Origin of the sequence: Microbacterium rhizomatis, assembly GCF_008710745.1 — a bacterium.
GTDB lineage: Bacteria > Actinomycetota > Actinomycetes > Actinomycetales > Microbacteriaceae > Microbacterium > Microbacterium rhizomatis.
This window is the reverse complement of the sequence record NZ_VYSA01000001.1, coordinates 276,912-301,317: the sequence shown is the minus strand read 5'-3', so window position 1 is coordinate 301,317 and position 24,406 is coordinate 276,912. Positions and strand designations below refer to the sequence as shown.

The 24,406-nt window shown below is 66.0% G+C and carries 28 protein-coding genes; 6 read left to right on the top strand and 22 right to left on the bottom strand.

Annotation, left to right across the window (positions count from 1 at the left end; all coding sequences use genetic code 11):
- Positions 1–19 precede the first annotated feature (19 nt).
- Positions 20–844, bottom strand: coding sequence for a DUF4397 domain-containing protein (locus F6B43_RS01485; protein WP_150447168.1), 825 nt, complete (start codon positions 842–844; stop codon positions 20–22).
- Positions 845–968: 124 nt separating this feature from the next.
- Here F6B43_RS01485 and F6B43_RS01480 point away from each other — a divergent pair, with 124 nt between their 5' ends.
- Genes F6B43_RS01480 through F6B43_RS01470 form a run of 3 tightly spaced genes read left to right on the top strand, consistent with a single transcriptional unit; the run spans position 969 to position 4,518 of the window.
- Positions 969–1,640 carry an SIMPL domain-containing protein gene (locus F6B43_RS01480; RefSeq protein WP_150447167.1) on the top strand — a complete coding sequence of 224 codons (672 nt, stop codon included), beginning with the start codon at positions 969–971 and terminating at the stop codon, positions 1,638–1,640.
- 29 nt (positions 1,641–1,669) lie between these two features.
- Complete coding sequence (locus tag F6B43_RS01475; protein ID WP_150447166.1) at positions 1,670–3,010, top strand: M20/M25/M40 family metallo-hydrolase; 1,341 nt, start codon at positions 1,670–1,672, stop codon at positions 3,008–3,010.
- A gap of 50 nt (positions 3,011–3,060) precedes the next feature.
- The gene (locus tag F6B43_RS01470; RefSeq protein WP_150447165.1) at positions 3,061–4,518 is read left to right on the top strand and encodes an MFS transporter; all 1,458 of its coding nucleotides are present in this window, start codon (positions 3,061–3,063) and stop codon (positions 4,516–4,518) included.
- 8 nt (positions 4,519–4,526) lie between these two features.
- Here F6B43_RS01470 and smpB read toward each other — a convergent pair whose 3' ends face one another.
- From smpB to prfB, 4 genes are all read right to left on the bottom strand, one after another.
- Positions 4,527–5,003: an SsrA-binding protein SmpB gene (gene smpB, locus F6B43_RS01465; protein WP_150447164.1), complete on the bottom strand. Its 477-nt coding sequence runs from the start codon at positions 5,001–5,003 to the stop codon at positions 4,527–4,529.
- Between the two features lie 91 nt (positions 5,004–5,094).
- Positions 5,095–6,009: a permease-like cell division protein FtsX gene (gene ftsX / locus F6B43_RS01460; protein ID WP_150447163.1), complete on the bottom strand. Its 915-nt coding sequence runs from the start codon at positions 6,007–6,009 to the stop codon at positions 5,095–5,097.
- A 40-nt stretch (positions 6,010–6,049) separates the two neighbouring features.
- Positions 6,050–7,171 (bottom strand): cell division ATP-binding protein FtsE, encoded by a 1,122-nt coding sequence (gene ftsE, locus F6B43_RS01455; protein WP_150447162.1) that lies wholly within the window; start codon positions 7,169–7,171, stop codon positions 6,050–6,052.
- 89 nt (positions 7,172–7,260) lie between these two features.
- Positions 7,261–8,370, bottom strand: coding sequence for a peptide chain release factor 2 (prfB, locus tag F6B43_RS01450; protein WP_150447161.1), 1,110 nt, complete (start codon positions 8,368–8,370; stop codon positions 7,261–7,263).
- A gap of 21 nt (positions 8,371–8,391) precedes the next feature.
- Between prfB and F6B43_RS01445 the strand changes: the two genes are divergently transcribed.
- Positions 8,392–9,705 (top strand): MFS transporter, encoded by a 1,314-nt coding sequence (locus F6B43_RS01445; protein WP_150447160.1) that lies wholly within the window; start codon positions 8,392–8,394, stop codon positions 9,703–9,705.
- A gap of 17 nt (positions 9,706–9,722) precedes the next feature.
- Here F6B43_RS01445 and F6B43_RS01440 read toward each other — a convergent pair whose 3' ends face one another.
- The 17 genes from F6B43_RS01440 to F6B43_RS01380 form a co-directional block, all read right to left on the bottom strand.
- Positions 9,723–10,175, bottom strand: a complete 453-nt coding sequence (locus F6B43_RS01440) for a pilus assembly protein TadG-related protein (protein ID WP_150447159.1) — start codon at positions 10,173–10,175, stop codon at positions 9,723–9,725.
- Positions 10,172–10,684: a TadE family protein gene (locus tag F6B43_RS01435; RefSeq protein ID WP_246159743.1), complete on the bottom strand. Its 513-nt coding sequence runs from the start codon at positions 10,682–10,684 to the stop codon at positions 10,172–10,174. The genes F6B43_RS01440 and F6B43_RS01435 overlap by 4 nt, the downstream gene beginning before the upstream one ends.
- Positions 10,659–11,057 (bottom strand): TadE/TadG family type IV pilus assembly protein, encoded by a 399-nt coding sequence (locus F6B43_RS01430; RefSeq protein WP_150447158.1) that lies wholly within the window; start codon positions 11,055–11,057, stop codon positions 10,659–10,661. The genes F6B43_RS01435 and F6B43_RS01430 overlap by 26 nt, the downstream gene beginning before the upstream one ends.
- Before the next feature lie 3 nt (positions 11,058–11,060).
- Positions 11,061–11,255: a hypothetical protein gene (locus F6B43_RS01425; protein WP_150448351.1), complete on the bottom strand. Its 195-nt coding sequence runs from the start codon at positions 11,253–11,255 to the stop codon at positions 11,061–11,063.
- Between the two features lie 104 nt (positions 11,256–11,359).
- Positions 11,360–12,985 (bottom strand): recombinase family protein, encoded by a 1,626-nt coding sequence (locus tag F6B43_RS01420; protein WP_246159742.1) that lies wholly within the window; start codon positions 12,983–12,985, stop codon positions 11,360–11,362.
- 457 nt (positions 12,986–13,442) lie between these two features.
- Entirely contained in the window at positions 13,443–13,721 is a 279-nt protein-coding gene (locus F6B43_RS01415; RefSeq protein ID WP_150447157.1) for a hypothetical protein, read from the bottom strand.
- 165 nt (positions 13,722–13,886) lie between these two features.
- Positions 13,887–14,021 carry a hypothetical protein gene (locus F6B43_RS19985; protein WP_281349484.1) on the bottom strand — a complete coding sequence of 45 codons (135 nt, stop codon included), beginning with the start codon at positions 14,019–14,021 and terminating at the stop codon, positions 13,887–13,889.
- Positions 14,018–14,320, bottom strand: coding sequence for a hypothetical protein (locus F6B43_RS01410; RefSeq protein ID WP_150447156.1), 303 nt, complete (start codon positions 14,318–14,320; stop codon positions 14,018–14,020). The genes F6B43_RS19985 and F6B43_RS01410 overlap by 4 nt, the downstream gene beginning before the upstream one ends.
- Before the next feature lie 112 nt (positions 14,321–14,432).
- The gene (locus tag F6B43_RS20085; RefSeq protein WP_425486783.1) at positions 14,433–14,882 is read right to left on the bottom strand and encodes a WhiB family transcriptional regulator; all 450 of its coding nucleotides are present in this window, start codon (positions 14,880–14,882) and stop codon (positions 14,433–14,435) included.
- A gap of 157 nt (positions 14,883–15,039) precedes the next feature.
- Entirely contained in the window at positions 15,040–16,896 is a 1,857-nt protein-coding gene (locus F6B43_RS01405; protein WP_150447155.1) for a phage tail protein, read from the bottom strand.
- Between the two features lies 1 nt (position 16,897).
- Positions 16,898–17,035, bottom strand: a complete 138-nt coding sequence (locus tag F6B43_RS19515) for a hypothetical protein (protein ID WP_170285529.1) — start codon at positions 17,033–17,035, stop codon at positions 16,898–16,900.
- Between the two features lie 150 nt (positions 17,036–17,185).
- Positions 17,186–17,476, bottom strand: a complete 291-nt coding sequence (locus F6B43_RS01400) for a hypothetical protein (RefSeq protein WP_150447154.1) — start codon at positions 17,474–17,476, stop codon at positions 17,186–17,188.
- Entirely contained in the window at positions 17,473–17,787 is a 315-nt protein-coding gene (locus F6B43_RS01395) for a hypothetical protein (protein WP_150447153.1), read from the bottom strand. The genes F6B43_RS01400 and F6B43_RS01395 overlap by 4 nt, the downstream gene beginning before the upstream one ends.
- 65 nt (positions 17,788–17,852) lie before the next feature.
- Positions 17,853–18,275, bottom strand: coding sequence for a hypothetical protein (locus F6B43_RS01390; protein ID WP_150447152.1), 423 nt, complete (start codon positions 18,273–18,275; stop codon positions 17,853–17,855).
- Between the two features lie 580 nt (positions 18,276–18,855).
- Positions 18,856–20,913, bottom strand: coding sequence for an AAA family ATPase (locus F6B43_RS01385; protein WP_150447151.1), 2,058 nt, complete (start codon positions 20,911–20,913; stop codon positions 18,856–18,858).
- Positions 20,910–21,044, bottom strand: a complete 135-nt coding sequence (locus F6B43_RS19980) for a hypothetical protein (protein ID WP_281349483.1) — start codon at positions 21,042–21,044, stop codon at positions 20,910–20,912. The genes F6B43_RS01385 and F6B43_RS19980 overlap by 4 nt, the downstream gene beginning before the upstream one ends.
- A gap of 630 nt (positions 21,045–21,674) precedes the next feature.
- Entirely contained in the window at positions 21,675–22,520 is an 846-nt protein-coding gene (locus F6B43_RS01380; RefSeq protein ID WP_150447150.1) for a hypothetical protein, read from the bottom strand.
- A 278-nt stretch (positions 22,521–22,798) separates the two neighbouring features.
- Here F6B43_RS01380 and F6B43_RS01375 point away from each other — a divergent pair, with 278 nt between their 5' ends.
- A complete protein-coding gene (locus tag F6B43_RS01375) occupies positions 22,799–23,056 on the top strand; it encodes a hypothetical protein (RefSeq protein ID WP_150447149.1) in 258 nt (85 codons plus the stop codon).
- A 490-nt stretch (positions 23,057–23,546) separates the two neighbouring features.
- Positions 23,547–24,395, top strand: coding sequence for an AbiJ-NTD4 domain-containing protein (locus tag F6B43_RS01370; protein WP_150447148.1), 849 nt, complete (start codon positions 23,547–23,549; stop codon positions 24,393–24,395).
- The last annotated feature ends 11 nt before the right edge of the window (positions 24,396–24,406 follow it).

Below are 24,406 nucleotides of genomic sequence, written 5' to 3'. Positions count from 1 at the left end.
CGCTGCCCGCGGTCGGGGGTCAGGATTCGATGCGGCGGCGGCGGACGATCACGACGGCTGCGACGAGGGCAGCGAGCGCCACGGCGGCTCCGCCGATCCAGATCGCCCGAACCATCTCATCGCGCTGAGCTGCGTAGCCCGCGGTTCCCGAATTGACGCCGCCCGGGTTGGTGTGGGCGACGGTGATCTCCTGCGTGGCGAGCGCGAGGTTTCCGTCTTCGGCGCTTCCCCACGCGTACACGATCGTGAGAGTGCCGTCCTTGATGACCACATCCGCGGGTCCGATCACCGGAGCGGTCGTGCCTGCCAGGGCGACAGCGGCCGAGACGGTCGAGGCGGGGAGCACGAGGCTCGCCTCGTTCGGGTTGGTCAGCCCTGAGACGACGGCGGCGCCGCCGGCCAGGATGTCGACGGCCGGAGCCGCCGCGACATGCCGCACCGTCAGGCGACCCTGACCTGCAGGGGTGGCGCTGATGTCGTTGGTGAAGTTGGTCACCGTGGGGTTGCCGCTCGCATCCAGGTGAGCCACCGCTGTGTAGCTCGACCCCGCCGCGAGGCTGAGGGTGATCGGTCCGAGCACGGGAGCGCTCGCGTCTGCCGCATCCGCTGCCGTGATGGCGACGACGTGGTCACCCGCGGGAACATCGAGCGGCCCCGCGAGGGTGCCCGGAGTGAAGTTGTCGAGAGTGAGCGCACCATCGACGTAGACGTCGACCGTCAGTCCTGGGATGGCGTGGAGAACGGAGAGGTCCGCACTGGTCGACGAGATGGCCTGAGCGGGGGCGACGAAACCGATCGCCGCCACGATGCCGGCCGCGAGGCCGAGAGTGAGTGTCTTGCGCACGAGTTCCTCCTTCAGCGAGCGGCCGATCCGCCCGTCATGGAGTTCTTCCGCCGGAGCGGCCGATTCGGATGCAGGTGGATGCGATTTCTTCGAAGGACCCCGGGCCGCGGCGTAGGGTCGTGCCATGAGTGAAGTCATCATCACCGTCCGCGGCGAACACGAGACGCGCATCGCGCCGGAGGAGGGCGTCGCCCGTATCACTGTCAAGGCCGAGGGCCCCGAGCGGGGCAAGGTGGTCGAGCGCATCGCCGCACTGGCGTTCCCGCTTCGCGACGACCTGAGCGCACGCGAGGAGCAGGGCTCGATCGTCGAGTGGTCGAGCCAGCGAACCACGGTCTGGGCGAACCGTCCATGGAACAACGACGGCAAGCAGCTCGCCCTCGTGCACTACGCATCCGTCGAGATCACGGCGACGTTCAGCGACTTCGCCGCTCTCTCGTGGTGGGTGAGCGACGTGGCCGAGCGCGAGGGCGTGCAGGTCGACGGGGTGACGTGGCGACTGACTCCCGAGACGGCGAAGAAGACGGAAGCCGACGTCGCGACCGAGGCCGTCCGCGTCGCGGTGGATCGCGCCACCGCATACGCCGGAGCGATCGGGCTGAGCGCGATCACTCCGCTCGAGATCGCCGATCTCGGGCTGCTGACCCATGCCGCTCCCGACAGCGGCGGAGCGCCCGCCCCGAAGATGATGCGGGCGATGGCGATGGGCGCGATGGACTCGGGGCCCGCGGTCCAGTTCCAGCCAGAGGACATCGTCGTCACGGGCGCCGTCGAGGCGCGTTTCATGGCACGCTGAGCCCGCCTGCGACCGGATATCTTGGCTCGATGAGCTCCGCGACGATACGCCTCGGGATCGCCGAGCGACTCTCCCGCATGATTCAGCTTCCGACGGTGTCGGCCGAGCTGGAAAAGCGCGGGTCCGCGCCCTTCGACGATTTCGTCGCCCTTCTGGCTGAGCTGTATCCGCTCACTCACGCCCACCTCGTCCTCGAGCGCCACACCGAGTTCGGACTTCTCTTCCGGTGGAAAGGCAAGGGAACAGCATCCGATGGACCACTCGTCCTGATGGCGCACTACGACGTGGTGCCGGTCGACGAGAGCGACGACTGGACCTATCCGCCTTTCGAGGGACGGATCGCCGGTGGCTCGGTCTACGGGCGGGGCGCCCTCGATGACAAAGGCCCCCTCATCGTGATCCTCGAGGCGGTCGAGAACCTCCTCGCCGACGGCTTCACGCCCGCCCGAGACGTGTACCTCTCGTTCGGCGGGAACGAAGAGACCTACGGCGCTGCGGCGCAGGCGATCGCCGACGCCTTCCGCTCACGCGGCATCGTGCCCTGGCTCGTCGTCGACGAGGGAGGTGCAGTCGTCGACTCTCCGCTGCCGTTCGTACCGGGGCGTGCCGCCATGATCGGCGTCGGCGAGAAGGGCGTGCTGACCGTCACGATCACCGCGAGGGGCGAAGGCGGCCACGCTTCCGCTCCCCCGCAGCTCACCGCCGTCGCCCGCATCGCGCGCGCGATCGACCGCCTCGACGCGCGCACGTTCCGCCCGAGGGCACCGAAGGCCATCACCCGGATGCTGTCGCAGTTCGCCGGACAGTCTTCGGGCCCCGCTCGGCTTCTCCTGCGCGTGCTCGGCTCGGTGCCGCCGCTCACGGCGCAGGTCTTCGCACGCCTCGGCGGCGAGCCCGCCGCGCTGGTGCGGACGACCGTCGCGGCCACGATGCAGTCCGGCGGAACGGCCGCGAACGTCCTGCCGTCGCAGGCGTCCGCCACGGTGAACCTGCGGATCGCGCTCGGCGAAACCGTCGCAGGCACTGTGCGGCGGATCCGACGCCGCCTTCGTGATCCGCTCGTCGTCGTCAGGGTCGAAGAGTCCAGCGAGCCATCTCCCGAGTCCGCCACCGACAACGCCCAGTTCGCCCTGCTCGCCGACGCCCTCGCTGCCTCGCACCCCGGCATCCCCGCCGTTCCCTACGTGATGATGGCCGCCACCGACTCGCGCCACTTTCACCGCTTCTCGCCCGCGGTCTACCGGTTCGCCCCCCTGGAGATGTCCAACGCGCAGCGCGCATCGATCCATGGCGTCGATGAGAGCGTCGAGATCATCGCCCTCGAGCGCGGCGAGAAGTTCCACCGGACGCTGATCGAACGCCTGCGCTGACCGGGCGCTACAGTGATCGCACCCGATTCCCCGGCCTACGAAGGAGCACGATGACGCGCGCCAAGACTCTGGGCGCTCTGGCGAGCGTCGTGGGATTCCTCGCCTTCGTCGAGTTCACGAGCGGAATCCTCCAGGGGTACTACACCCCGATGCTGACGAACATCGCCCGCAACCTCGGCATCCACGACGCTGACGTGAACTGGCTCGAAGGCACCCAGCTCATGCTGTCGGCGCTCGTGGTGCCGGCATTCGCAAAGCTGGGCGACATGGTCGGCCACAAGCGGATGCTCTTGATCTCGACCGCCATCACCGCCGCCGCCTCGCTCGTCCTGCCGTTCACGGACGTCTTCGCGGTGTTCCTCGTGGCCTGGGCCCTGCAGGGCTTCTACGTCGTATGGCTCCCCCTCGAGATCGCGCTGATCTGGTCGCGGTCGCGCTCGATGAGCGGACGTTCGGGCATCACGGCGCGCGCCGCGGGCCTGCTCGTGGCAGCCCTCGAGCTGGGTGCGATCACGGGGGCGCTCGTGGGGGGCGCTCTGGTGGACGCGCTGCCGCTGACCGTCGTCCTGCTCGTCCCGGCGATCGCCGTCACGGTGTGCTTCTTCGTGATCTGGTTCGGGGTCAAAGAGTCGCCCGAACCCACGGGCGGCCGCCTCGACACGGTGGGACTCGTCATCATCTCGCTCGCGCTGATCTCACTCACCGGCGGTCTGAGCTTCCTGCGACTGAACGGCGTCGGCGACGTCCTCGCGTGGTCGCTCGTGGGACTCGGCGTGCTGCTCGTGTGGCCCTTCGCCATCTGGGAGCTCCGGCACGACGACCCGCTCATCGACGTGCGGATGTTCCGCTCCCCCGCCCTCGGTCCCGTGTTCCTCACGGCCGGACTCTTCGGCGTGAGCGTGCTCGGCGCGCAAGCTCCTCTCTCGACCTTCGCCCGCACCGATCCGGCGGTGTACGGGTACGGCCTGGGAACATCCGGCTTCGCGACCTCGCTGATCATCGGCATCTACTTGATCGCGATGATCGCCGGTGCGCTGCTGTTCCCGACGATCGCGCGCCTCGTCACCCCCAGAGTGACGCTGATGGGTGCGTCCGTCCTCGTCGCGGTCGGCTTCCTCCTGTTCCTGCCCTTCCACGCCGCCTACCTGCAGCTCATCACCAACATGGTGATCGTGGGCCTGGGGTCAGGGGCGCTCGTCGCTGCGCTGCCGGCGGCCGCGGCATCCGCTGCTCCCCCGACGCAGACGGGCGTCGCGACCGGCCTCACCAACTCGGTCAAGACGATCGGCGGTGCGGTCGCCTCGTGCGTGTTCGGCATCGCCCTCATCAATCACGCCGCGGGCGGAGCCACCGAAGGCACCGCGGGGTCGCTCTCGGGCTACATCACCGTGTGGATCGTCTGCGGTGTGACGGCACTGGCCGCCGCCGTCCTGCTCGCCTTCGTCCCCAAAGAGGCCTTCACCGACAAGGCTGTGGTCGAGGCCGAGAGTCAGCCCGCGGTTCCGTGACGTGAGCGTCAGTCGCCGAGGCGGTTCTTCGAGCGCATCGCGCGCTCGGCCTCACGCTTGTCCTGGCGTTCGCGCAGAGTCTGCCGCTTGTCCCACTCGTGCTTGCCCTTGGCGATCGCGATCTCGACCTTTGCCCGCCCGTCCGAGAAATAGAGCTTCAAGGGGACGAGCGTGTACCCCCCTGCCGAGACGGCGTGCGAGAGCTTGATGATCTCGTCCTTGTGCAGGAGCAGCTTGCGGGTGCGCTTGGTGGCGTGATTCGTCCAGTGACCCTGCGAGTACTCCGGGATGTGCACGGCGTCGAGCCACGCCTCACCGCCGTCGATGTAGGCGTAGCCGTCCGAGAGGTTCGCACGCCCCTGGCGCAGCGACTTGACCTCGGTGCCGGTGAGCACCAGACCCGCCTCGTACGTCTTCTCGATGTTGTACTCGTGGCGCGCGCGACGATTGGTCGCGACGACCTTCTCACCGCGTTCCTTGGGCATGGGGATTCTCCTGGTTCGATACCGGTCCCGGGCGAGGTCCCGGGGCTGCGGCAGCCCACCAGCATACCCCGCGGATGGCGATCGGACGGCGTCAGGCGCGCAGCCAGCGCCGGATCGCGAATCCGGCCGACAGGGCCGCGAGGACGATTCCGAGACCGATGATCACCGGGACGACGATCCACGCATCGCCGACACTCACCCATGTGGTGACGAAGTCGATGCGCGTACTGAGGTACCCGTCGACGCCGAAGTGCACGCCGAGCAGCACGGCTGCGCTCGCGAGCACAGACCCCACGAACGCGGCGATCACCCCCTCGAGGATGAAGGGTGTCTGGATGAATCGATTGGATGCTCCGACGAGCCGCATGATCCCGATCTCGCGCCTGCGCGCGAACGCCGACAGCCGGATCGTCGTCGAGATCAGCAGAACGGCCGCGATCAGCATGAGGGCTGCGATCCCCACGGCGATGTAGGTGGCGACCGTGAGAGCGGAGAAGAGCGGATCGAGATACTGCAGCTGGTCTTTGACCTCCTCCACGCCGGCGGTGCCGGAGAAGGCTTCGATGATCACGTTCGATTGACGCTGGTCGACGAGGTTGATCCAGTACGTCTGATTGAACTGGTCGGCATTCAGGATGCCTGCGTAGTCGCTGCCGAGCAGCGTGAGCGCGTTCTGATAGGCCTCGTCGCTGCTTTCGAACCGCACATCGCGGATGAGGGGAGCCAGAGCCGGTCCGTCGAGCTTGGCCTGCACCTCGGCGAGCTGATCGGCGGTGGCCGCACCCCCCGTACAGGTGTCGGTGGTCGACGTCGCCGTGCACATGTAGACGGCGACCTGGGCGCGATCCACCCAGTACGACCGCATCGCACCGATCTGCATCTGCATCAGGATCGCCGCCCCGACGAAGGTGAGCGACACGAAGGTGACGAGCACGACCGAGATGACCATCGACGCGTTGCGGCGGAGCCCGGTGAATGCCTCACCGAGGATGAGTCCGAGCCTCACAGCGCCGACCCCCGCACAGCGTCCCTCGAGATGTTCGAGCTCATGATGTCGGCCCCACTCCGTGATCTTCGTCCGCATCTCCGCCGAGCCCGAGGCGGTCGGCCACACCGAGGTCGACGAGGTCGAGTTCGGGCAGGTCGACGAGCGGAATCGGCTGAGATGCCGGGTGGGCGGCTTCCCCGGCAGGGTCCTCCGCGGGGGCGACGGATGGCTGCACAGTGTGCGAGAGGGTGGCGGCGACGGATGCGGAAGCCAGCGCCTGCGCCTGGGCTGCGGCATCCGCATCCAGCGCCTCCTGCGCGGCGTCGTGCACCGCGGCACCGGCGGCCTCCTCGGCCGCTTCCACCGCGGCGGCCACAGCGGCGGGGGCGACCGCGCCCTCTTCGCTCACCTCGCGCTGCACCTCGAGCACGGCCGTGAGGGCGGCAAGCGCCGCCGCGCCCTTCACGGGTTCGGGGGCGAGGCTCGGCAGCCCCGACGTGTCTCCGTACCCGCCGTGACGCTCGTCGCGCACCATCTCGCCCATGCTGAGCTCGATCACGCGGCGCTGCATCTGATCGACGAACCCTGCCTCGTGCGTGGCCATCACGACAGTTGTTCCGCCGGCGTTGATGCGCGCGAGCAGCTGCATGATGTCGACGGACGTGCCGGGGTCGAGGTTACCGGTCGGCTCATCCGCCAGCAGCACCTGCGGGCGGTTGACGAGCGCCCGTGCGATGGCGACGCGCTGCTGCTCACCTCCGGAGAGCTCGTGCGGGAAGCGCTTCTCCTTGCCGTCCAGTCCGACGAGGGCAAGGGCTTCGGGAACCGCCTGTCGGATGAAACCGCGCGACGAGCCGATCACCTGGAGCGTGAATGCGACGTTCTGGAAGACGGTCTTGGTCGGGAGCAGGCGGAAATCCTGGAAGACCGCGCCGATGTGCCGACGGAAGTAGGGCACCTTGCCGTTCGAGAGCGTCCGGAGGTCGCGGCCCAGAACCACGACACGCCCGTCGCTCGGATTCTCCTCCCGCAGGATGAGGCGCAGACACGACGACTTGCCCGACCCCGAGGCTCCGACGAGGAAGACGAACTCGCCCCGCTCCACCTCGAAGTCGACATCGTCGAGTGCGGGCTTCGCGGTTCCGCGATATCGCTTGGTGACGTTCTCGAACCTGATCATGGCTCATCGAGCCTACGTGCGGGCCCGTCAGAGGCGACGAGCGACACCCGGCAACGGCATCCTATGAAAACCGTCGCCCGTCGGGTCGGTCAGTCGTCGATGGGGCGCTTGCGCCAGCGGATCCCCGCCGAGATGAAGCCGTCGAGGTCTCCGTCGAATACCGCGGTCGGGTTGTTGACCTCGTAGTCGGTGCGCAGATCTTTGACCATCTGGTACGGGGCGAGCACGTACGAGCGCATCTGATCGCCCCAGCTGGCCGTGATATTGCCCGCGAGGTCCTTCTTGATCGCGGCCTCCTGCTCTTTCTGCAGGATGAGCAGGCGTGACTGCAGTACGCGCATGGCGGCCGCACGGTTCTGGATCTGCGACTTCTCGTTCTGCATCGACACGACGGTGCCGGTCGGCAGGTGGGTGAGGCGCACGGCGGAGTCGGTCGTGTTGACGGACTGGCCCCCCGGGCCCGACGAGCGGAAGACGTCGACCCGCAGGTCGCTCTCGGGGATCTCGACCTCGACGGCCTCGTCCAGCAGCGGGATGACCTCCACCGCCGCGAAGGACGTCTGCCGCTTGCCGGCGGAGTTGAACGGGCTCATCCGCACAAGCCGGTGCGTGCCGGCTTCGACGCTGAGCGTGCCGAATGCATAGGGCGCATCGACCTCGAAGGTCGCGGACTTGATCCCCGCTTCTTCTGCGTAGGAAGAGTCCATGATCGTGACGGAGTACTTGTGCTGCTCGGCCCATCGCAGGTACATGCGCAGGAGCATCTCGGCGAAATCGGATGCATCGACGCCACCGGCCCCGGCCCGAATCGTGACGACCGCGGGGCGCGCGTCGTACTCGCCGTCCAGCAGCGTCTGCACCTCGAGCTGCCCGATGATCGCGCCGAGGTCGGTGAGCTCTTTGCGAGCCTCGTCGGCGGACTCTTCATCGCCCATCTCGTTCGCGAGCCCCACCAGCACCTCGAGGTCGTCGAGGCGACTCTCGATGCTCTGGATGCGCGCCAGCTCGGACTGCCGGTGGCTGAGTGCGCTCGTGACCTTCTGCGCGGCGTCCGGGTCGTCCCAGAGGTCGGGAACCCCCGCCTCTTCGCTCAGCCGAGCGATCTCGGAACGAAGTCCCTCGACATCGACCACCTCGCGGATATCGGCGAAAGTGGAACGCAGCGCCTGGATGTCGGCGGACAGATCGAGTTCGAGCATGGCCCCCCCAGACTAACGTGGATGCACGTGACCGATCGCCCGAACGCAGGCCGCGCCTCCGCCGTCCTCTGGCGGTTCGGCCCGATGATCTACGGGCCGACGGTGCTGTTCGCCCTCGGCGAGGGCGCGATCATCCCCCTCCTGCCGGTGGTCGCCGAGCGTCTCGGTGCCGACATCGCCCTCGCGGCGCTCGTCGCGTCTGCTCTGGTCGTGGGTCAGCTGATCGGAAACCTCCCCGCAGGCTGGGCCGTGGCTCGCCTCGGCGAGCGGTATACCCTCGCGATCGCCGGAGCCCTGGCGATCGTGGGAACGATGGGGATGGTCTTCGCGGTGAACGTCGCCATGCTCGCGTCATCCGTATTCGTCATCGGATTCTGCACGGCTGCGTTCGGACTGGCCCGCCACGCGTTCATGACGACGCGAGTGCCGCTCGCCTTCCGCGCGCGTGCTCTCTCGCTGCTGGGCGGCACGTTCCGGCTCGGAACCTTCGTGGGCCCGTTCATCTCGGCAGGCCTCATCGCCCTGTTCGGCAACATCACGGCGTCGATCTGGTTCTTCACCGCGTGCCTGGTCGCGACGGTCCTCCTCGTCCTGATCGCGTCCGATCCCGAAGAGAGGCTGAAGGCGGACGAGCGCGCCCGGCGGATCACGGATGCCGCGACCTCCGGCGCGACAGTCGACACCGGCGAGCCGATCACCGGCGGTGTGCGCACGGTCGAGCGCCGAGGCGTCTTCCGCACGATGTGGGAGTACCGGGCGGTGCTCTCACGACTCGGCGTGGCCGCAGCGTCCCTCTCCGCCGTGCGCTCGGCGCGGCAAGCGGTTCTGCCGATCTGGGGTGTGTCGCTGGGGCTCGATGCCCAGACGATCGCGATCGTGGTGGGGATCTCCGGCGCGATCGACTTCACGCTGTTCTACGCGAGCGGCCAAGTCATGGACCGCTTCGGGCGCCTATGGGCAGCGCTGCCGTCGATGATCCTGATGGGGCTCGGCTTCCTCGCGCTCGCGTTCACACACGACCTGCCGTCGTCGGCGATGTGGTTCGCGATGTTCGCCGCAGTTCTCGGCGTCGGCAACGGGCTCTCCAGCGGTATTCTGCTGACCCTCGGCGCCGACGTCGCGCCCCGCGACAACCCCGCCCCCTTCCTCGGGTCATGGCGCACGCTGTCGGATGCCGGCGGCGCGGCAGCGCCACTCCTCGTCGCGGGCCTCGCGGCCGTGTCTACGCTGGCAATCGCCACGGGAGCCATGGGCGTGATCGGCCTCGCCGGCGCACTCGCCTTCACCAGATGGGTGCCGCGATTCGTGCCTCGTGCCCGGCCCGACTCGGGCTGAGCGGCCTGCGCGCTTCGTCAGTGCAGCCCGGAACGGCTCGTCGCGGTGGACTCGAGAGCGACTCCCCCCGGGACGAGCAGGGTGATGATCGGCGGATGCCAGGTGGTGGCGACTGTCACGCGGGCTGAAATGCCGTCGAGCGCGGCCGCGGAGACCAGCTCGGCGCCGGTCCCGGCGTCCGCCACGAGCGCACCTGCTTGCGCCTGCACATCCGCGTCGGTGAGATCGGCGGTCGGCCCACCGGCAGCACCACCCGCCAGCGTGAATCCGTCAGAACCCGCCAGTGCGGCGGCATCGGCCAGCGAGTCGAGACGCTTCTGCGCGAGGTACATGCTCGTCGCATCCACGCAGACCATGACGGCCACGAGGGCGAGCACGGCATAGCCGATCGTCAGCAGAAGGATGCTGCCGTCATCGCCGCACGCGTGGGCGAAGGTTCGCGCACGACGGCGGTACGCGCAAGCGCTCACGGCGCGCCCCAGAACTGCGACACTCGCTGCATCGCGGAGGCCTCGACCGGCACCGTCGCCAGGCGGTCCAGACCCAGAACGGGCGGAATCAGCGGAAGAGAGACCTTCGCGGAGAGGGTGACGATGAGCGTCACTCCGGCCTCCGGGCACGCCGCCCCCGCCGGACGGCACGACATCTCGATGCGCACGGAATCGCGATCCAGTCCGTATTCGCCGACGACGGTGGCGAGCGCTGCCCGCGCCCGCGTGGCGGCGGTCACGGCATCGGGAGCGCTCGACACCGAGCGTGCTATGTGCCGCGCGCCGGCTTCGACACCGAGGGACTGCTCTTGAATCAGCCCGAGCGAGACGACGAGGTAGACGACAGGTACAAGCAGGAGTAGCCCGGCGACGATGAACTCGAGGGCCGCTGAGCCCGTCTCTCCGAGTGCGCGCCTCGCAGACTGCGTCTCGCGCACATCCCGCTCCGCAAGGGCTTCGGCCTCATTCGAGCGTCTCGACCGGAGCACGCGCGCTCACCTCCATGGTGCGCGGGATTCCGAGCAGGCCGAGCAGGGGCAGGGCCGCTCGCACAGTGATCTCCACCTGACGGCCTGCTGCAGCATCCACTTCGCGCGCAGCGATGTCGGACGCGTACTCGGCCCCCACCGCCCGAGAGACGATGACCGCCGTGCGCTCGGTGCCGTCGGCGAGCGATGTGTCGGCGAGCGCCGCATGGAACGCGCCCTCCACAGCCGCATCGTGTACGACGTTCCGCACGTAAACGGCGAGGCCGAACTGCAGGACGGCCAGCGTCAGGACGGTGAGGAGCACCCCGACCAGCACGAACTCGACCGGGCTAGAGCCGGCTTCATCGTCGGTGAACGATCGGATGCTGCGCATCGCCTACAGCCCTGACACCCGTGAGATCGCCTGCTGGAAGAGGTCGCCGAGCGCAGGGCCGGCGAGCGCCCAGATCACCACCACCAGCCCCGCGGTCATCAGAGTGATCAAGACCCAGCCCGGCACATCTCCCTGTTCGTCACGGACCGTTTCGCCCCACACCGATCGGATGCGGCTGAGAACGCCGTCCTCGGTCATATTGCTCATGTCATTTCTCCTTCCGACCGCGAACGGTCAACCGATCCCGAGCCGAAGCATGAAGATTCCGGGGAAGACCGCGAACAGGACGCTCAGCGGCAGAATCAGGAACACCAGCGGCACCAGCGCCCCTGCTCGGATGGCTTGCGTTCTGACACCTCTCCGGGGAGGAACATCGAGGGGTCGAGCACCCCGTGGATTGTGATCGCCTGGGGCCGTCCGGCCACGACGTCCGACACGATCACCCGGACATCGAGCAATTCCACGACCTCCCGGCGCATCGCCGGACTCGCGTTCTCAAGACGCCCGCGCGCACGTTCCGCAAGAGCCGCGACATCGGTGATCCGCTGCGCCTGCTCGACTCGGTTCGACGCCATCGCGACCAGCCCGGCCAGGCGCTCACGGAGCTCCGACAGTTCGCCCCGGAGCCGCTCCACGCGGACCAGGTGCTCTGCAGGATCGTCGGCCATCAGATAGAGGTCCTTCGCCCGATCGAGGGCGCGGAGCAGGGTTCCCTCCTGCTTCCGGAGCGCCGCGAGCATCGGGGCCTCGTCGTTCAGGTCGGCATCGTCATCCAGCTCCAGCCACTGCCGTGCGAGCCGCTCCAAGCGCTCCGGGTCGGCCAGCATCGCGGCCAATTCCGCCCACACCGGCTCATCGATCGCCGGGCCCTTGATCTGCGGGCAGGAGCAGCGCACCTGCTCCTTCGACCGGTACCTCCGCCCCGAGCACACGTAGTACGGATTCGGCCGGGACTTCGTGGTCACCCCGTCATAGTGCTTGTCCATGTCGCACGCGCCGAACAGTCGCCCGGTGAGCATCTGCCGCTGCGGTGCCGAGGGCGTCCACGCGGCCTTCCGGTTGACGGCGCGCTGAAGCGCTTGCCACTCCTGCTTCGTGAACACCGGGTCACCGAGCTTCACCGTGACCGTCTCGCCGTACTTCGGCGTGCCGTCTCTGTTGGTCTTCGTGACGTGAGCGTGTGGCCGGTAGCTGCGAGTCGCGGCGCTCCCCCAAGTCGTCTCCCCGGTCCACAAGGTCGGGTTGGTGACGGTCTGCCGGACGGTCTGGTACTGCCAGGTCGCGGCCATCCGCGGGGGCATACCCATGAGGTTGAGCCGCTCGGCCACCTCCGCGGTGGACAGGCGCTCTTTCACGAACAGCCGGTACATCGTCCGGAGCACATCGCGTTGGCGGTCGTCGCGGACAGGCCGGGCATCCTTCTTGAGCCCTTCGAGCTTCCAGCCGAACGGCGGCTTGGAACCCGGCCACCGCCCCATGCGGGCAGCGCTCCGCTGCCCAGTAGCCGTGCGCCCCACGAATGTGTCGCGTTCCATTTCGGCAAACCCCGCCATGAGCGTCCGCATCATTTTGCCCTGCGGGGTGCTCATGTCGATCTGCTCTTTGACGAGCACCAAATCCACGCCCATTTCGGTGAGACGGTCAGTCTCGCGGATGGCGTCACCGGCCTTGCGGGCGAACCGGTCGAGCTTGGAGACGACGACGGCGTCGATCTTGCCGTCGCGGGCGTCCTGGAGCATCCGCCGCCATTCCGGGCGGTTGGAGTCCGTTCCGCTGAGTCCCTCGTCTACGTATGCGGCGACGAGTTCCCAGCCGCGGGCCTTGATCGTGGCCTCGCAGATTTCCTTCTGCTCGGGCAGCGAGGTGTTGTCGACCTGCATGTCGGTGCTGACGCGCGCGTAGTAAGCGGCGCGCTTCCGACCGGTCACCGGGTCACCGCCGCAGCGGGGGTGTATTTACACCACAGAGCTACACGGTCCCGGGATTGACGGTTGCACCGGCGTGTCGTAAACCATGGTGTCGGAATTCGTCCATAGCCTTGTGCCAACCGCGGGAAACGTCTTGCGGCAAGGCGAAGCTCGGCCTCAACCGGGTGGGTCGGAGGGAGGTGATTGATATGACCAAGGGAAAGAGCGGCAGCTCCGGGAGCGGGAACTCCCGGAGCGCCATCACCGGTCGATACGTGAAGCCCAGCACAGCTGCGCGTCACCCGAACACGACGGTGACTGAGAAGCGCGGCAAGAAGTAATTCTTGACCGCTGAAGGTGGGGGCTCGTCCAGTGGACGGGTCCCCATCCGCCTTGTTGCGACGAAACGCTACCGCAGATTCACGTATATCGGCGGACATTCTCATCATTTCGGTGTGTCTGTTGTTACTGGAGTGACTCATCGACCGGCCTCCTGCTCGGCCTTGATGAACACACCCGCTTCCGCGAGGATGCTGCTCGCAGCCACGATCCCGACGGGTTCAGTGATGGTGACCCCGTGAACCTGCGCGACTGCCTCAGCAGCGGGCCAGACCTTGCGCCAGGTGTCGATGGTTTCGATCATCAGGTCCGCGCGGGTCAGCGGTTCGAGTTCTGCGGCGGCGATGCAGAGGTGGCCGATGATCAGTTCCTCGACGCTGATCGAGTCGGGTGGGTCGGTGACGTTGAGGTCAGACATTCCGGGCTCCTTTCCGGCTTCGGAGGCGCTCGGCCTCGCATTCCTTGCACTTCGGTCGTAGCCAGTCGCGGTCGGCGCGAACCCTGTCGAAGGCGGCGAACGGCTTGCTTTCACCACATCGCGTGCAGACCTTCGTGTCTGTGGCAGTCATGGTCACCTCAACCATCAGCGCGTCTCACCAGCGCGGGTGTCGCCTTGATCGAGTTGGGTTACGTAGCTGGGCTCGATTTCGAGGGCTTGGTCGATCTCGGAGGGGATGGGTTCGAACCCGCTGGAGTCGGTGAAGCGTGAGTCGGTCATGCATTGGCCTCCATCTTCTTCACTGCCTTCGCCTCGTCTGCTGCGACCTTCGCCATCAGCCGCTCGGCGGCGTTCCGGAACTTGGCCTGCAGGGGCGCGGAGGGCAGGTTCTTTGCCTCCTGAGCGATGAGCGCCTTTGTGATCGGGCGACCATCAGCAACTTCGTTGACGAGACCCTGCAGCAGCATCGAACAGTGGGCCGCATCATGCCCGCTCCTATAGGACGCTTTCGCAGAGACTGTCTGACCGCATCCGCAGAGGCAGTTCTTGGCTTCGGCGGCGGTGATCTTGGCGTTCATGGGTATCCGATCTTCGTAGGGTTTCCGGGGGTTTGTTTTCTCCCCTTACAAACAATCCAAACACGCGTATGCGTGTCGCCACAATTCCCGAATTTCACTTCGATCTGGGCTTTTATTGGAGAAACTGCCGGAGCTTGGCTTGCAATCCAGGCGTCCCGTGGAGCGCCCCAATCGCATGACTCACATGCAGCTCCCGCCTCCGAACAGCCGCGAGTAGTGCAGCAAGGTGGACTCCGTCATGACCGGAGACATACCAGCCGCCCCTCGTCATGACACCGCAGCCGCACGTACAAGGACCCGGTGCGGGCCGCTTCTTAGGTCGGACACCCTGCTTCCTGTGTGCCCTCACCGGACCGGATTCCCGGACCTGGCCACCCCACACCCCGGCGCGCTCCCCCGCCAGAGATGCGTACGCACCACAGAGCGCGAGCGCTGGACAATCAAGGCACCGGTCGGCGGCAAGCTCCTGGTCTTCGCGATCGTCCGAAGTCCAAGCCTCACCGCCCGGCCCGACACACGGCACCTCCTGACCAGCCGCGACAGCGGCGGCGATCGTCCCCATGAGTCGCGCATACATCTCCCCGGGGTCCGGCGTTGTCTCGCGCGACCTCGGGGGCTCGGTGACGGGTACGGCGGGGGTGCGCGGATCCCACGTCGCCGGAAAGGCGTCCAGCGCGGAAGCCGGTGCCGGGACCGACATACTCACTGCAATCCGCCGCTCACGGGTTCATCCGCGGCGACCCCAGCGCAGCGAACAACGCTTCCTCAGTCGACGTGCCATCCGGCACCGTCATGTTGACGATGTTGGTTGTGCCCGCCAGGACTGGAGCCGTCGACGACACCCGCGACCCCGAGAACAGGCCACCCTCCCTTGGCACCGCGAAAGCCTGCGCGAACATCGCATCCACCTCAGGTTTCACCGCCCCAAGGCCCTGAATCATGCCCTCACCGATGTTGATACCGAACGCCCGGAACACCCGACTGGGACTGTGAATCCCGAACAGGTTCGCGACCGTGTCGATGATCCCGCCGAACGTCGACTCGAACCACGACGACACCGACGACCAGATCGACTTCAAACCGTTCCAAAAGCCGTTCAACACATCGCGCCCGATCGAATACAGCCACTGCCCCGCACCGGACAGCAGCCCGCCGATCGCACCCGGGATCGACTGGAACCACGCCACGATCCCGTTCCACGTGTCGGAGATCACCCGCCCGACCTGAGACCAGATCAGCGACCAGCCGGTGAGGAAATTGCGCACCACCGAGAGAATCCAATCGACTGCGCCCTGCCATACGCCCTGGACCCACGACACGATGCCATTCCAGATCCCGGTGAAGATCGAGCCGACCTGCTGCCAAATGGCATCCCAGTTCTGGACCAAGAACACGATGATGTCGATCAGCCACCCGATGTAGGCCTGCCATACCGTGCGGGCGAACGCGACAATCCCGTCCCAGACCGAGGTGAAGAACGCCGAAATCCCGCCCCACACCTCACCCCACCAGCTGGCGATCCCGTTCACGATGTCCCCGAGCCAGCCGACGAAACCACCCCACACGTCGGTGATCCACGCGGTAGCCGAGTCCCAGTTCTGGACCAGCCAGACGACCGCCGCGACCAGCGCAACTATCCCCACGATGATCCACGTCATCGGGTTGGCAAGCAGCGCGACCGTCCACGCGGTTGTCGCCACGACCGCCGCCCAGATCGCCGGAGCGAACACGACTAACAGCGCCACGCCGATACCCGTCAGCAGCGGCGTGAACTGACCGATGTTGGTGATGAACCAGGCGAGGCCGTTCTGGAAATCGGTGATCGGCCCCTTGACGATCTCCAAAGCTTGCACGAGCTTGCCCTGAATCGCTGCTGAGAGGTTGCCCGCCGCGCCTTCGAACGTCGCGGTGCTCTTGGCGGCTTCCACCGCGATCGGGTCTGTGCCGACCAGCATCAACGCGGCATTGAACTCCTGCGCCGTGATTTGCCCCTCAGACATCGCGTCCCGGAAGTCCCCTGTGAACGCACCCGCTTGGAGCAGTGCGCCCTGCAGCTTCCCCGACGCCCCCGGGATCGCTTCCGCCAGCTGCTGCCAGTTCTCTGTCGTCAGCTTCCCGGCCGCGGTGGTCTGGGTGAGCACCGAGCCGACACGGCCGAACGTCTCAGCGTTACCACCGGCAATCGCGTTGAGGTTGCCGAGGGCGACGGCTAGAGCGTCGGGGCCTTGCACGCCGTTGGAGGCCAACTGTGCGGTGATGTTCTGGATGTCGCTGAGGCTGTAGACGGTGGCGTCGGCGTACGCCTGGGTGGAGGCGAGGTATTGGTCGATCACCGACGAGTCGAGCCCCGCAAACTCCAGGGTCTTCTTGAACTTGTCGGTGGCGTCGGATGCCGAGGCGGCTTCACCCACGAACGAGACCAGGGCGGATGACGCCTGGGAGATGGCGTCAGCGGCGATGTTGCCGAACGCGGATCCGATCGCCGCGCCCCTGGTGGACCAGCTCGAAGTCTTCTTGTCGAAGTCCGAGTCGTCCACTTTCATCGTCGCCACGAGAGTGCCGATGTCGAATGCCATGTCAGTTTTCCTCGGGGGTGTCGGCCTCGCCAGCGTCGAAACGCTCCGGGCCGGTGTCGGTGTTGTCGAAGCGGTCGTCGCCGCTTCTGACCTCGGCGCGCGGACCGCTCTCGCGGCGGCGGTGCATTTGGATGCCCATGTGCGCTTGTCCGTTCTGATGGATGATCTGGGGGAAACTTCGATTCCATCGAAAATTTCTCGATGGCCTCGCGGCAAGACGACACGTCGAGCGAGCGCGAGATTTACCCGGAGTCACGCGGGCCGGGAGTGGGACCCGGCCCGCGCTCCGTCACGCCCTCTGCTGGTCGTGGCCGGCTGCGTGCAGCGCATACCCAAGCGAGTACAGGACGTGCTCACGAGCGAGCCGGTACCCCGGCACCTTCCGATCGTTCTTCGGTGAGCGCATGACCGCCGTGACTGCTTCCAGCAGTAGCCCCAACTGCGCCACTGTGATCTGTCGGCCGTCGAGCAGCGCGACCACTCGCCTGTTGTCGCGGACTTGCGAGGCAATTGTGTCGAGCGCCCGCGTCGTACGGTCCACGTCGTGGTGGAGATGGTCGAGGATGGGGTGATCGCTCATTGGACTCCCCCGGCCTTGTGTGTTCGCGGGTCCATACACATGTTGCCGAGCGCGTTCGAAAGCCGGTAGGCGTCCTCGCGGGTCGGCACGTCGTCGAGGCCGTAGCCAAGCTTCGATGCACAGAGCCGAAGGTAGAACCGGGCGTCATCGACGCTCCCACCGATCCACTGGGTGAACATCACCCAGCCCTCGTTGACCTGCTCGAAGGTGTAGATGAGTTGCGCGATCGTGCGCTGCTCGTACGGCACCCTGGGCATCGGGTCGTCTGGGTGGATGAATCGCTCGCTCTTGATGGTGCTGGTCTTGCTCATGTTGTTCTCCTAGTAGCGGGTGTGCCGGGGCGGCAGCGAGTGACCGCCGCCCCGGCGACGGTGGGTCAAACGGCCCAGTTCTCGATCGCCTCATAGACCTGGCGTCGCAGGGCGTCGAGCGCGAAGAAGGCACCCGCGGCGAACTGCGGGTCGTCGGGCACGCCGATCGCGCCCAGTCCGAGGTTGTAGTCGGCGTGCTCGTTCTCGGACCCGAGCAGATACAGCAGGTGATGTGCCGCGAGCAGCAGCAGCTCGCGCGCACTCTTCTGCTGAGTCTCCGCGTTCCACTCGAACCGTTCGTCAAGGAAGAAGTATCCGGCGGCACGCTCGGACGAGTACGACTTCCTACCCTTGTTGCGAGCCCTCGTCCACACGTCATCATTCACCGCCGCCAGGCGCTTGATCGCGGCGCGGATTTCCTCAGGCGACGTCGGCTCGGTGACGGGCTCGGACTTGATGACCGGAGCGGTCGGGTTGGTAATAGGCATTGCTTGTCCTTCCTAGGACGGTTTGATGGTTGGGTTCGGGTCGGAAGCAGGGCGGCACGGCGGCGACCGGCCACGGCCGACGAAGGCGATCACGGCGCGGTTTCCTGCCGGGACGGTCGCCCCGGCGCAGGCTTGCGAGCCAGATGTGCCTCATGCGGCGTCGGATTCCACGCCCTCTTTGCCCGCCGGTGATGCGCCTTGCACAATCCGTGCAGGTGTACATCGCGCGGGCAGTTCGGCACAAAGCATCCGCGAGCCACAGGAGCCGGACCCCACGTCAGAATCTCCGCGAGGTTGTCGGCCAGCCACGGAGGCAAGTCCGCAGGGACAGCGCGTTCTGAATCGGTCATGATCGACGCTCCTTGCGCGCGAAGGTCGGGAAAGCGGTGGTCAGCTTGTGTCGTCGAGGACTGCCCCGGGAATCTCCCCACTTCCCCGCCCCTAAAAGGGGGGCGGGGAGATTGGTTGGGGCGACTGGCGGGGAGATTCGGGGAGATTCGGGGAGATCCCGTCGTGACGGGCAGAGCGGGCCGGGGAGATTCCGGGGAGGTCTGCTTGGGGAGATTCTGGGGAGATTGCATCAGAACCCCACCTCCGTCATGCCGGACAGCGGCGATTTCGTTTCGGCGTCGGGATGCCCGGCTGGGTACCAGCGCGAGGAGTTGCCGTCACCCTTCGCCCAGCCGATACGGCCCGCTTCGAACATCGCCTTGAGGGTGCGTGTCTCGTCGCCCTTCTGGAACCTGGCCTTGACGGCTCGGAGCGATTCGGTGATCGCACCCGATTTGATCCCGGGCTCGTCTGCGACCAGTGCGAGGATCCTCGGTTCGAGGTCGGCGCTCTTCTGCTGCTGTTTCACGTCACGTCGCGACCCCTCCCCTGTGAGGCTGAGACGGTACGTCTCGGGGTCGAAGGCCAGCTGCACCTCATCGAGGTCCACGTCTCGACCGAGCGCGGCGACGTAGCTGGACTTGTCGCCCTCGGTGCGGTCGCCGCCGCGGAGCCAGATGATCGAATCCGGGTGGTCTTCCAGCGCGGATGCTCCACGCGAGCGGTCGCCGTTCCATCCGGCGTGGACGTTGAGCACGACATCTTTGATGCCCGCCTCCGAGCGCGCGAACACATCAAGGTCGTTGAGGAACGCTTGCACCTGGGTGTTGTCGTTCCCGTTGTCGCCGTAGAACGCGCGGCTGAACGGGTCGACGAACATGAATTCGACGGACCGGTCGCGGAGGTACTTCGCCAGCTCGGCGCGATCCTGCGGGACCAGGAGCGGATTCCGCCGGCCCCTGAGCGTGATGATTTCCAGCTTGTCGTGGTCGAGCCCGATCAGGTTCGCCCAGTGCGCGACCTGCTTCGCAGCGACCTCGAAGTTGAGGATGGCCACGCGACCGGTAACTGGGTCGACGGGGAATCTTCCGAGGAAGTCCGAGCCGGTTATCAGCGAGTGTGCGAGGTTCAGGTTGAAGGTGGTCTTGCCGGTCTTGCGAGCGGCGACGACAGTGGTGAACCCTTCGCTGAGGATCAGTTCGGCGACACGGAACCGCGTGGTGTCGGGGCGTTGCAGAACCTCGCCCAACGACCCGGCGTCGAACGGTTCCGCCGGGTCGAGTGCAGCGAGAGTCCGAGCGAACTCGCCCTTGGCCTCGTGCTCGATGAGCTTGGACTCGACGCGTTGCGCCACCGCCCAGGCGCGCTCCCCCTCTTTCGAGTGCTCGGCATCCCAGATGGACCGCTTGACTTTCTCGATCTCCGCGGTGTCCATCGGCGGTACCTGCCGCGCCGCGAACACGTCCGCGTGGTACGCGAACATTTCGTAGTCGTCGCGATATGTGCGGGCGTAGTGGCCGACCACGGTCGCGAACTGGACGTTTCGACCACTCTCGGAGGACGGATCACGAAGAGCTTCGAGAACCTTCGACGGCCCGAAGTGTCCGCTGCCATTGAAGAGGTCACGGGACGGCGACGGAGGTACCGTCCCTGCCTGCTCGATTCGCTCCCCCGGCAGCTTCGCGCCGTAAGCCGACCAGATCGCGCGGATCTCATCGTCGGTTATGAAGTGTTCGGGCTGGTCGTCCAGCACCGTGTACTCGCCGCCAGTGTCGGGGTGTTTAGTGCCCGGCATCGCAATGTACGAGCCGGGGCCGGTTTTGATATCGACGCCGGTGATGATCTTCCCGGATTTGATCTGCTGGGCAAGCTCGGACCTACCGAGCCGGTAGATCCGGTGGGTGTTGCCGTTGCCCCGGCCGGTCAAGTGCGTTCGCGTCGGCGGCAGGACGTCGACCTCGTAGCCCCCGCTCTGCAGGTCGATGTCGATCACCAGGCGGTCGGTCGTCGCTCCCCCGATACCTGCACCGGGGTGCCCCTCGAACATCACGCGGATCTTGGAGGGGTCGCGACTCGCGTCGTGGACGCCGTGCCCGAACCTGCCGCACTGCCCTTTGCACTTCCCACGGAGAGGGTCACCGTCGGGGTGCGCGTTGGGAATCGCGGGCATCTTGCTGCGGCGCGCGAGCGCGAATGTCGGCCACCCCGCGTCCGCCCATTTCAGGGCCCGAGTGACAGTGTCCTGGTCGAGGATGACGGCTGCGGTCGCGGGGGCCAGCCGTGCTGCGGTGTCCGTGGCGACCTTCATGCGCCACCCCCGGAGAGGTTGGCGAAGGTGAAAAGGAGCGCTGCGTATTCGAGAAGGATCGCGAATGTGAGCAGCCCGTAGCCCCTGCTGGTTGGGTTGACCCGGCGACGGCGGGGCGTCGGCGCGTTCATCGCGACACCTCACTGGCGTCGTTCGTGGGTCCGAACAGCCAGGACAACAGGCGTCGAACGTCTTCCGCGGGAAGCGGTCGAGCTTCCCATTGTGTGATCGGTGAGGTAGCCACCGTGTCTCCCCTACTGGGTCGTCCAGGCGAGCTCTGAAGACGACAAAGCACGCCTGTATCCGGTGAGGGAAAGCCCCGGTCGATTTCTCGTCCTGGACCGATCTAGAGTCAGATCTTCCACAGAGCCGCGGTTGCGACTCCCCGCCGAAGCGGCCTCATGGGATACGGCGTGCAAAGTAGGGTTGCGACACCGCCGCGGGTTGACCCCGCCAAAGGCCAGTGAACTGACCTCTGCCGCAGGGACAGGAACCAGAGCCCCTGCGGTTCATTCGGTACCTTTCGGTGCCGAACGCCGCCGACCTTACACGACAGCGGTACCGCTCGCAATTTCGGAACTACAGGCTTGTAAGCCTCCATAATTCGAGTTGTAGATCTTGAATAATGCCCAGCGGACTCGAACAATTGTGCGAATCTTATCCGCCTGATTGAATCGTTCCGATGGTGGCGGATCGGGTCCGCGCGACCCCAAGTGGCTCAAGTAGCGGGGCTACTGGGGGTCGTTCAGTCCGCATCTCGCCTAGGCGACAAGCGCAAGTATCAGCGGAATCACGATCGTCGCGGCCACCCACGCGATGACGATTCCTGCGATCTTGAACCGCCTGCGTCCTGCAGCCTGACTCTCATCCTTCACGAGTTCGAACGACTTCACCATCTTCCGTACACCCCAAACGGCGAGTGAGAAGAGGCCGACGACGACGACGCTCAGGATGCCAGTCGTTCCTATCGGCGGGAACCCCAAGTTGAACATCCAGACGCCCAATATCGCCGACGTAATGGCCGCCATGGCAAGAAGAACCAACGCACCTGGGCCTTCGTCAAGCCACCAATACCAGGGACGCTGTCGCCTGAACTCCTCCTCCAGTCGTTTGGCAGCGAGGTCGACAAAAATCGGCTCGGGACCTCGGAACTGTGCGTTTGCACGACGCTCGTCGAGGGTCACAACCAGCATGTACTTGCTGACAAGTGAGTTGTAACCCTCGCCGAACGCAATCTCAATTTCCGTCACGTCCTCGACGTCCATATCAGCAATCACATCTTGCGGTTCGCCCGAATGCTGGAGGGACCACCTCTTCTGCTTGGCCTTCATCGTGATCGCGGAGATGCTCTCGACTTCCGAGCGAAGGTTTGCTTCAAGGGCAAGCCATCGGCGCTGCCGCGACTCGTCGTCCGCCTCCCACGCATAATCGACGTCGAACTTCCCGCGACGCGTCGCGATTCCATCAACGAGTTCCGCGAGCTGCTGTTGCCGAGCGTAGTCACGAATGTCGCCAACAGCCTTGACCAGACGATAGAGAGCATCGGGATCACCGACCCATATGCCCTGCGTGACTTCGCCGCGGGCTTCCTGCTTCTTATCGGTCAATGGGCTGATCCTCTCCGGGGATTTACGTCGAAGCCTAGGAGCATCATGCCGACAAGGCGGTTACGACGCGGGATGTGCCCGCCACATGGGACACCAACGTGCGCGACACGTCGGCGCGACCATTGTGCCGTTGGGCTTCGAATGGTTGAGTTGCGCCCGCCGGTCAGTGCTGGCAGTGGTGATGGGGTTCACAGCCCCCGGCGGGTCTCCTCCTGGGCCCGCCGGGGGCGTTCCCATACCGGGTTGAACTAGTCGAACCTATGTTCGATACTTGGCAGATGAGCCCCGCCGAGTGGCACCCGATCCTGACCGCCCAGGAAGGGCCGACCGGTACGTGGCGGATGCTGGACCCGGACGGCCGGGTTTACGGCGTCATCGAGATACGTCGACTCAACAACGAGATTCGGTATCGGGCGAAGCTTGGTGACGAGGTGATCGGCTGGGCGACGTCGTTGAGGCTCGCCACCCACCGGACGCACCTGGAGCACATGCGCCGAAACGGCGCTAGGCGTGGAGCGCCGAACGCGCCCTACTGACCGCGTGGTTTGACAGACAAAATCATCCGGTGCATGCTTAGCCCAGCAAACACAATTCAGCGCGGGTCCCCTGCCGCTCATTGGAAATCAAGACGTGTGCATTCGCATACGTCTACCTTTGAGTGGGAGTGCTGTGGACTTGCTAGAGGCGTTGAGAGTCTTACTCCCCTCCACTCCTGTGTTTGCAGGCGTCTGGCTTCTTATTGTCTTCCTGCGACATCTCAAGGTGGCAGACTTCCTCGCTGAGTGGGTGCGCCCCTGGCTGGGCCTTCGCTGGGCGCGTCGACTCCAAAAGTACGGCGCATCCGATAAGGAAGTGCGCGAGTTTCTCAAGGCGTACGCCCTCAAGGGACAAGGCCAGTCGCCATAGTGAGTCAGCGGCGGCAACGCCACAGCTCCGATGCGACCGACGCCCAGACAGTTCGCGGTGACGTGGGTCGCGAGCGAGGCCACACCCGGAGTCGTCATACCCCACCGATAACCTTGCTAGATGGCGTCATTCTCAGAGCGGCAAGGGTTGAAGGAAGTGAGGTCGCTCGTCCAGCGCGACAGCCTCGACGCGGACACGAGACGAGAGATCTGGAACCTTCTCGCCGTGCTACCGCCCGAGTTCAATAGTTTCTACCGCGACGAGACCGAACGCCAGACCTTAGAGTCACTCTGGATTTGGCATTTTGAGAAAGCTCGCGACGAGATGCCGACGCTGGGGAAAATGTGGGTCTGGATCAAGGAGGCTGTGTACTCAGCCCCGTGGAACGAAGTCCTCGACCTACTCGAACGCTTTGCGAAGTATTGGGAACGCAACGAGACAGGTGCCTCCGCACCGCTTAGACGCGCGTTCGTTAGCGCCCTCAACGACACCTTCGAATCCAACCTGGTCGCGTACCGGGTGATCGGGTTGGAAATCACGCCGGTTGACTCCAACGCCGAAGCTGAGGCTGTCTCAGCGGCGCTCTTGGATGCGGACCCCATAGCGGGAGCGCGTCACGCGCTGGACCGAGCCCTGGAACTACTTGCCGATCGCCAGACGCCCGACTATCCCAACTCGATCAAGGAGTCGATCTCTGCGGTTGAGGCGGTCGTTAGGATGATGACCGGCGAAGGCACGCTCGGCGCCGGACTGTCCAAGCTGGAAGCGGCCGGGCTGAAGCTCCACTCCGCGCTCAAGGGTGCGTGGTCCAAGATGTACGGCTGGACCTCCGATGAGGACGGTGTGCGCCACGGGAGCATCGAAGCCGCGTCCGCTGACCAGGCTCTCGCCAAGTATGTATTGGTGACGTGCTCAGCGTTCGTCTCCTATCTCATAGAAGAGGGTCGGAAGACGGGGTTGCTCAAGTAGCAGGGCGTCGT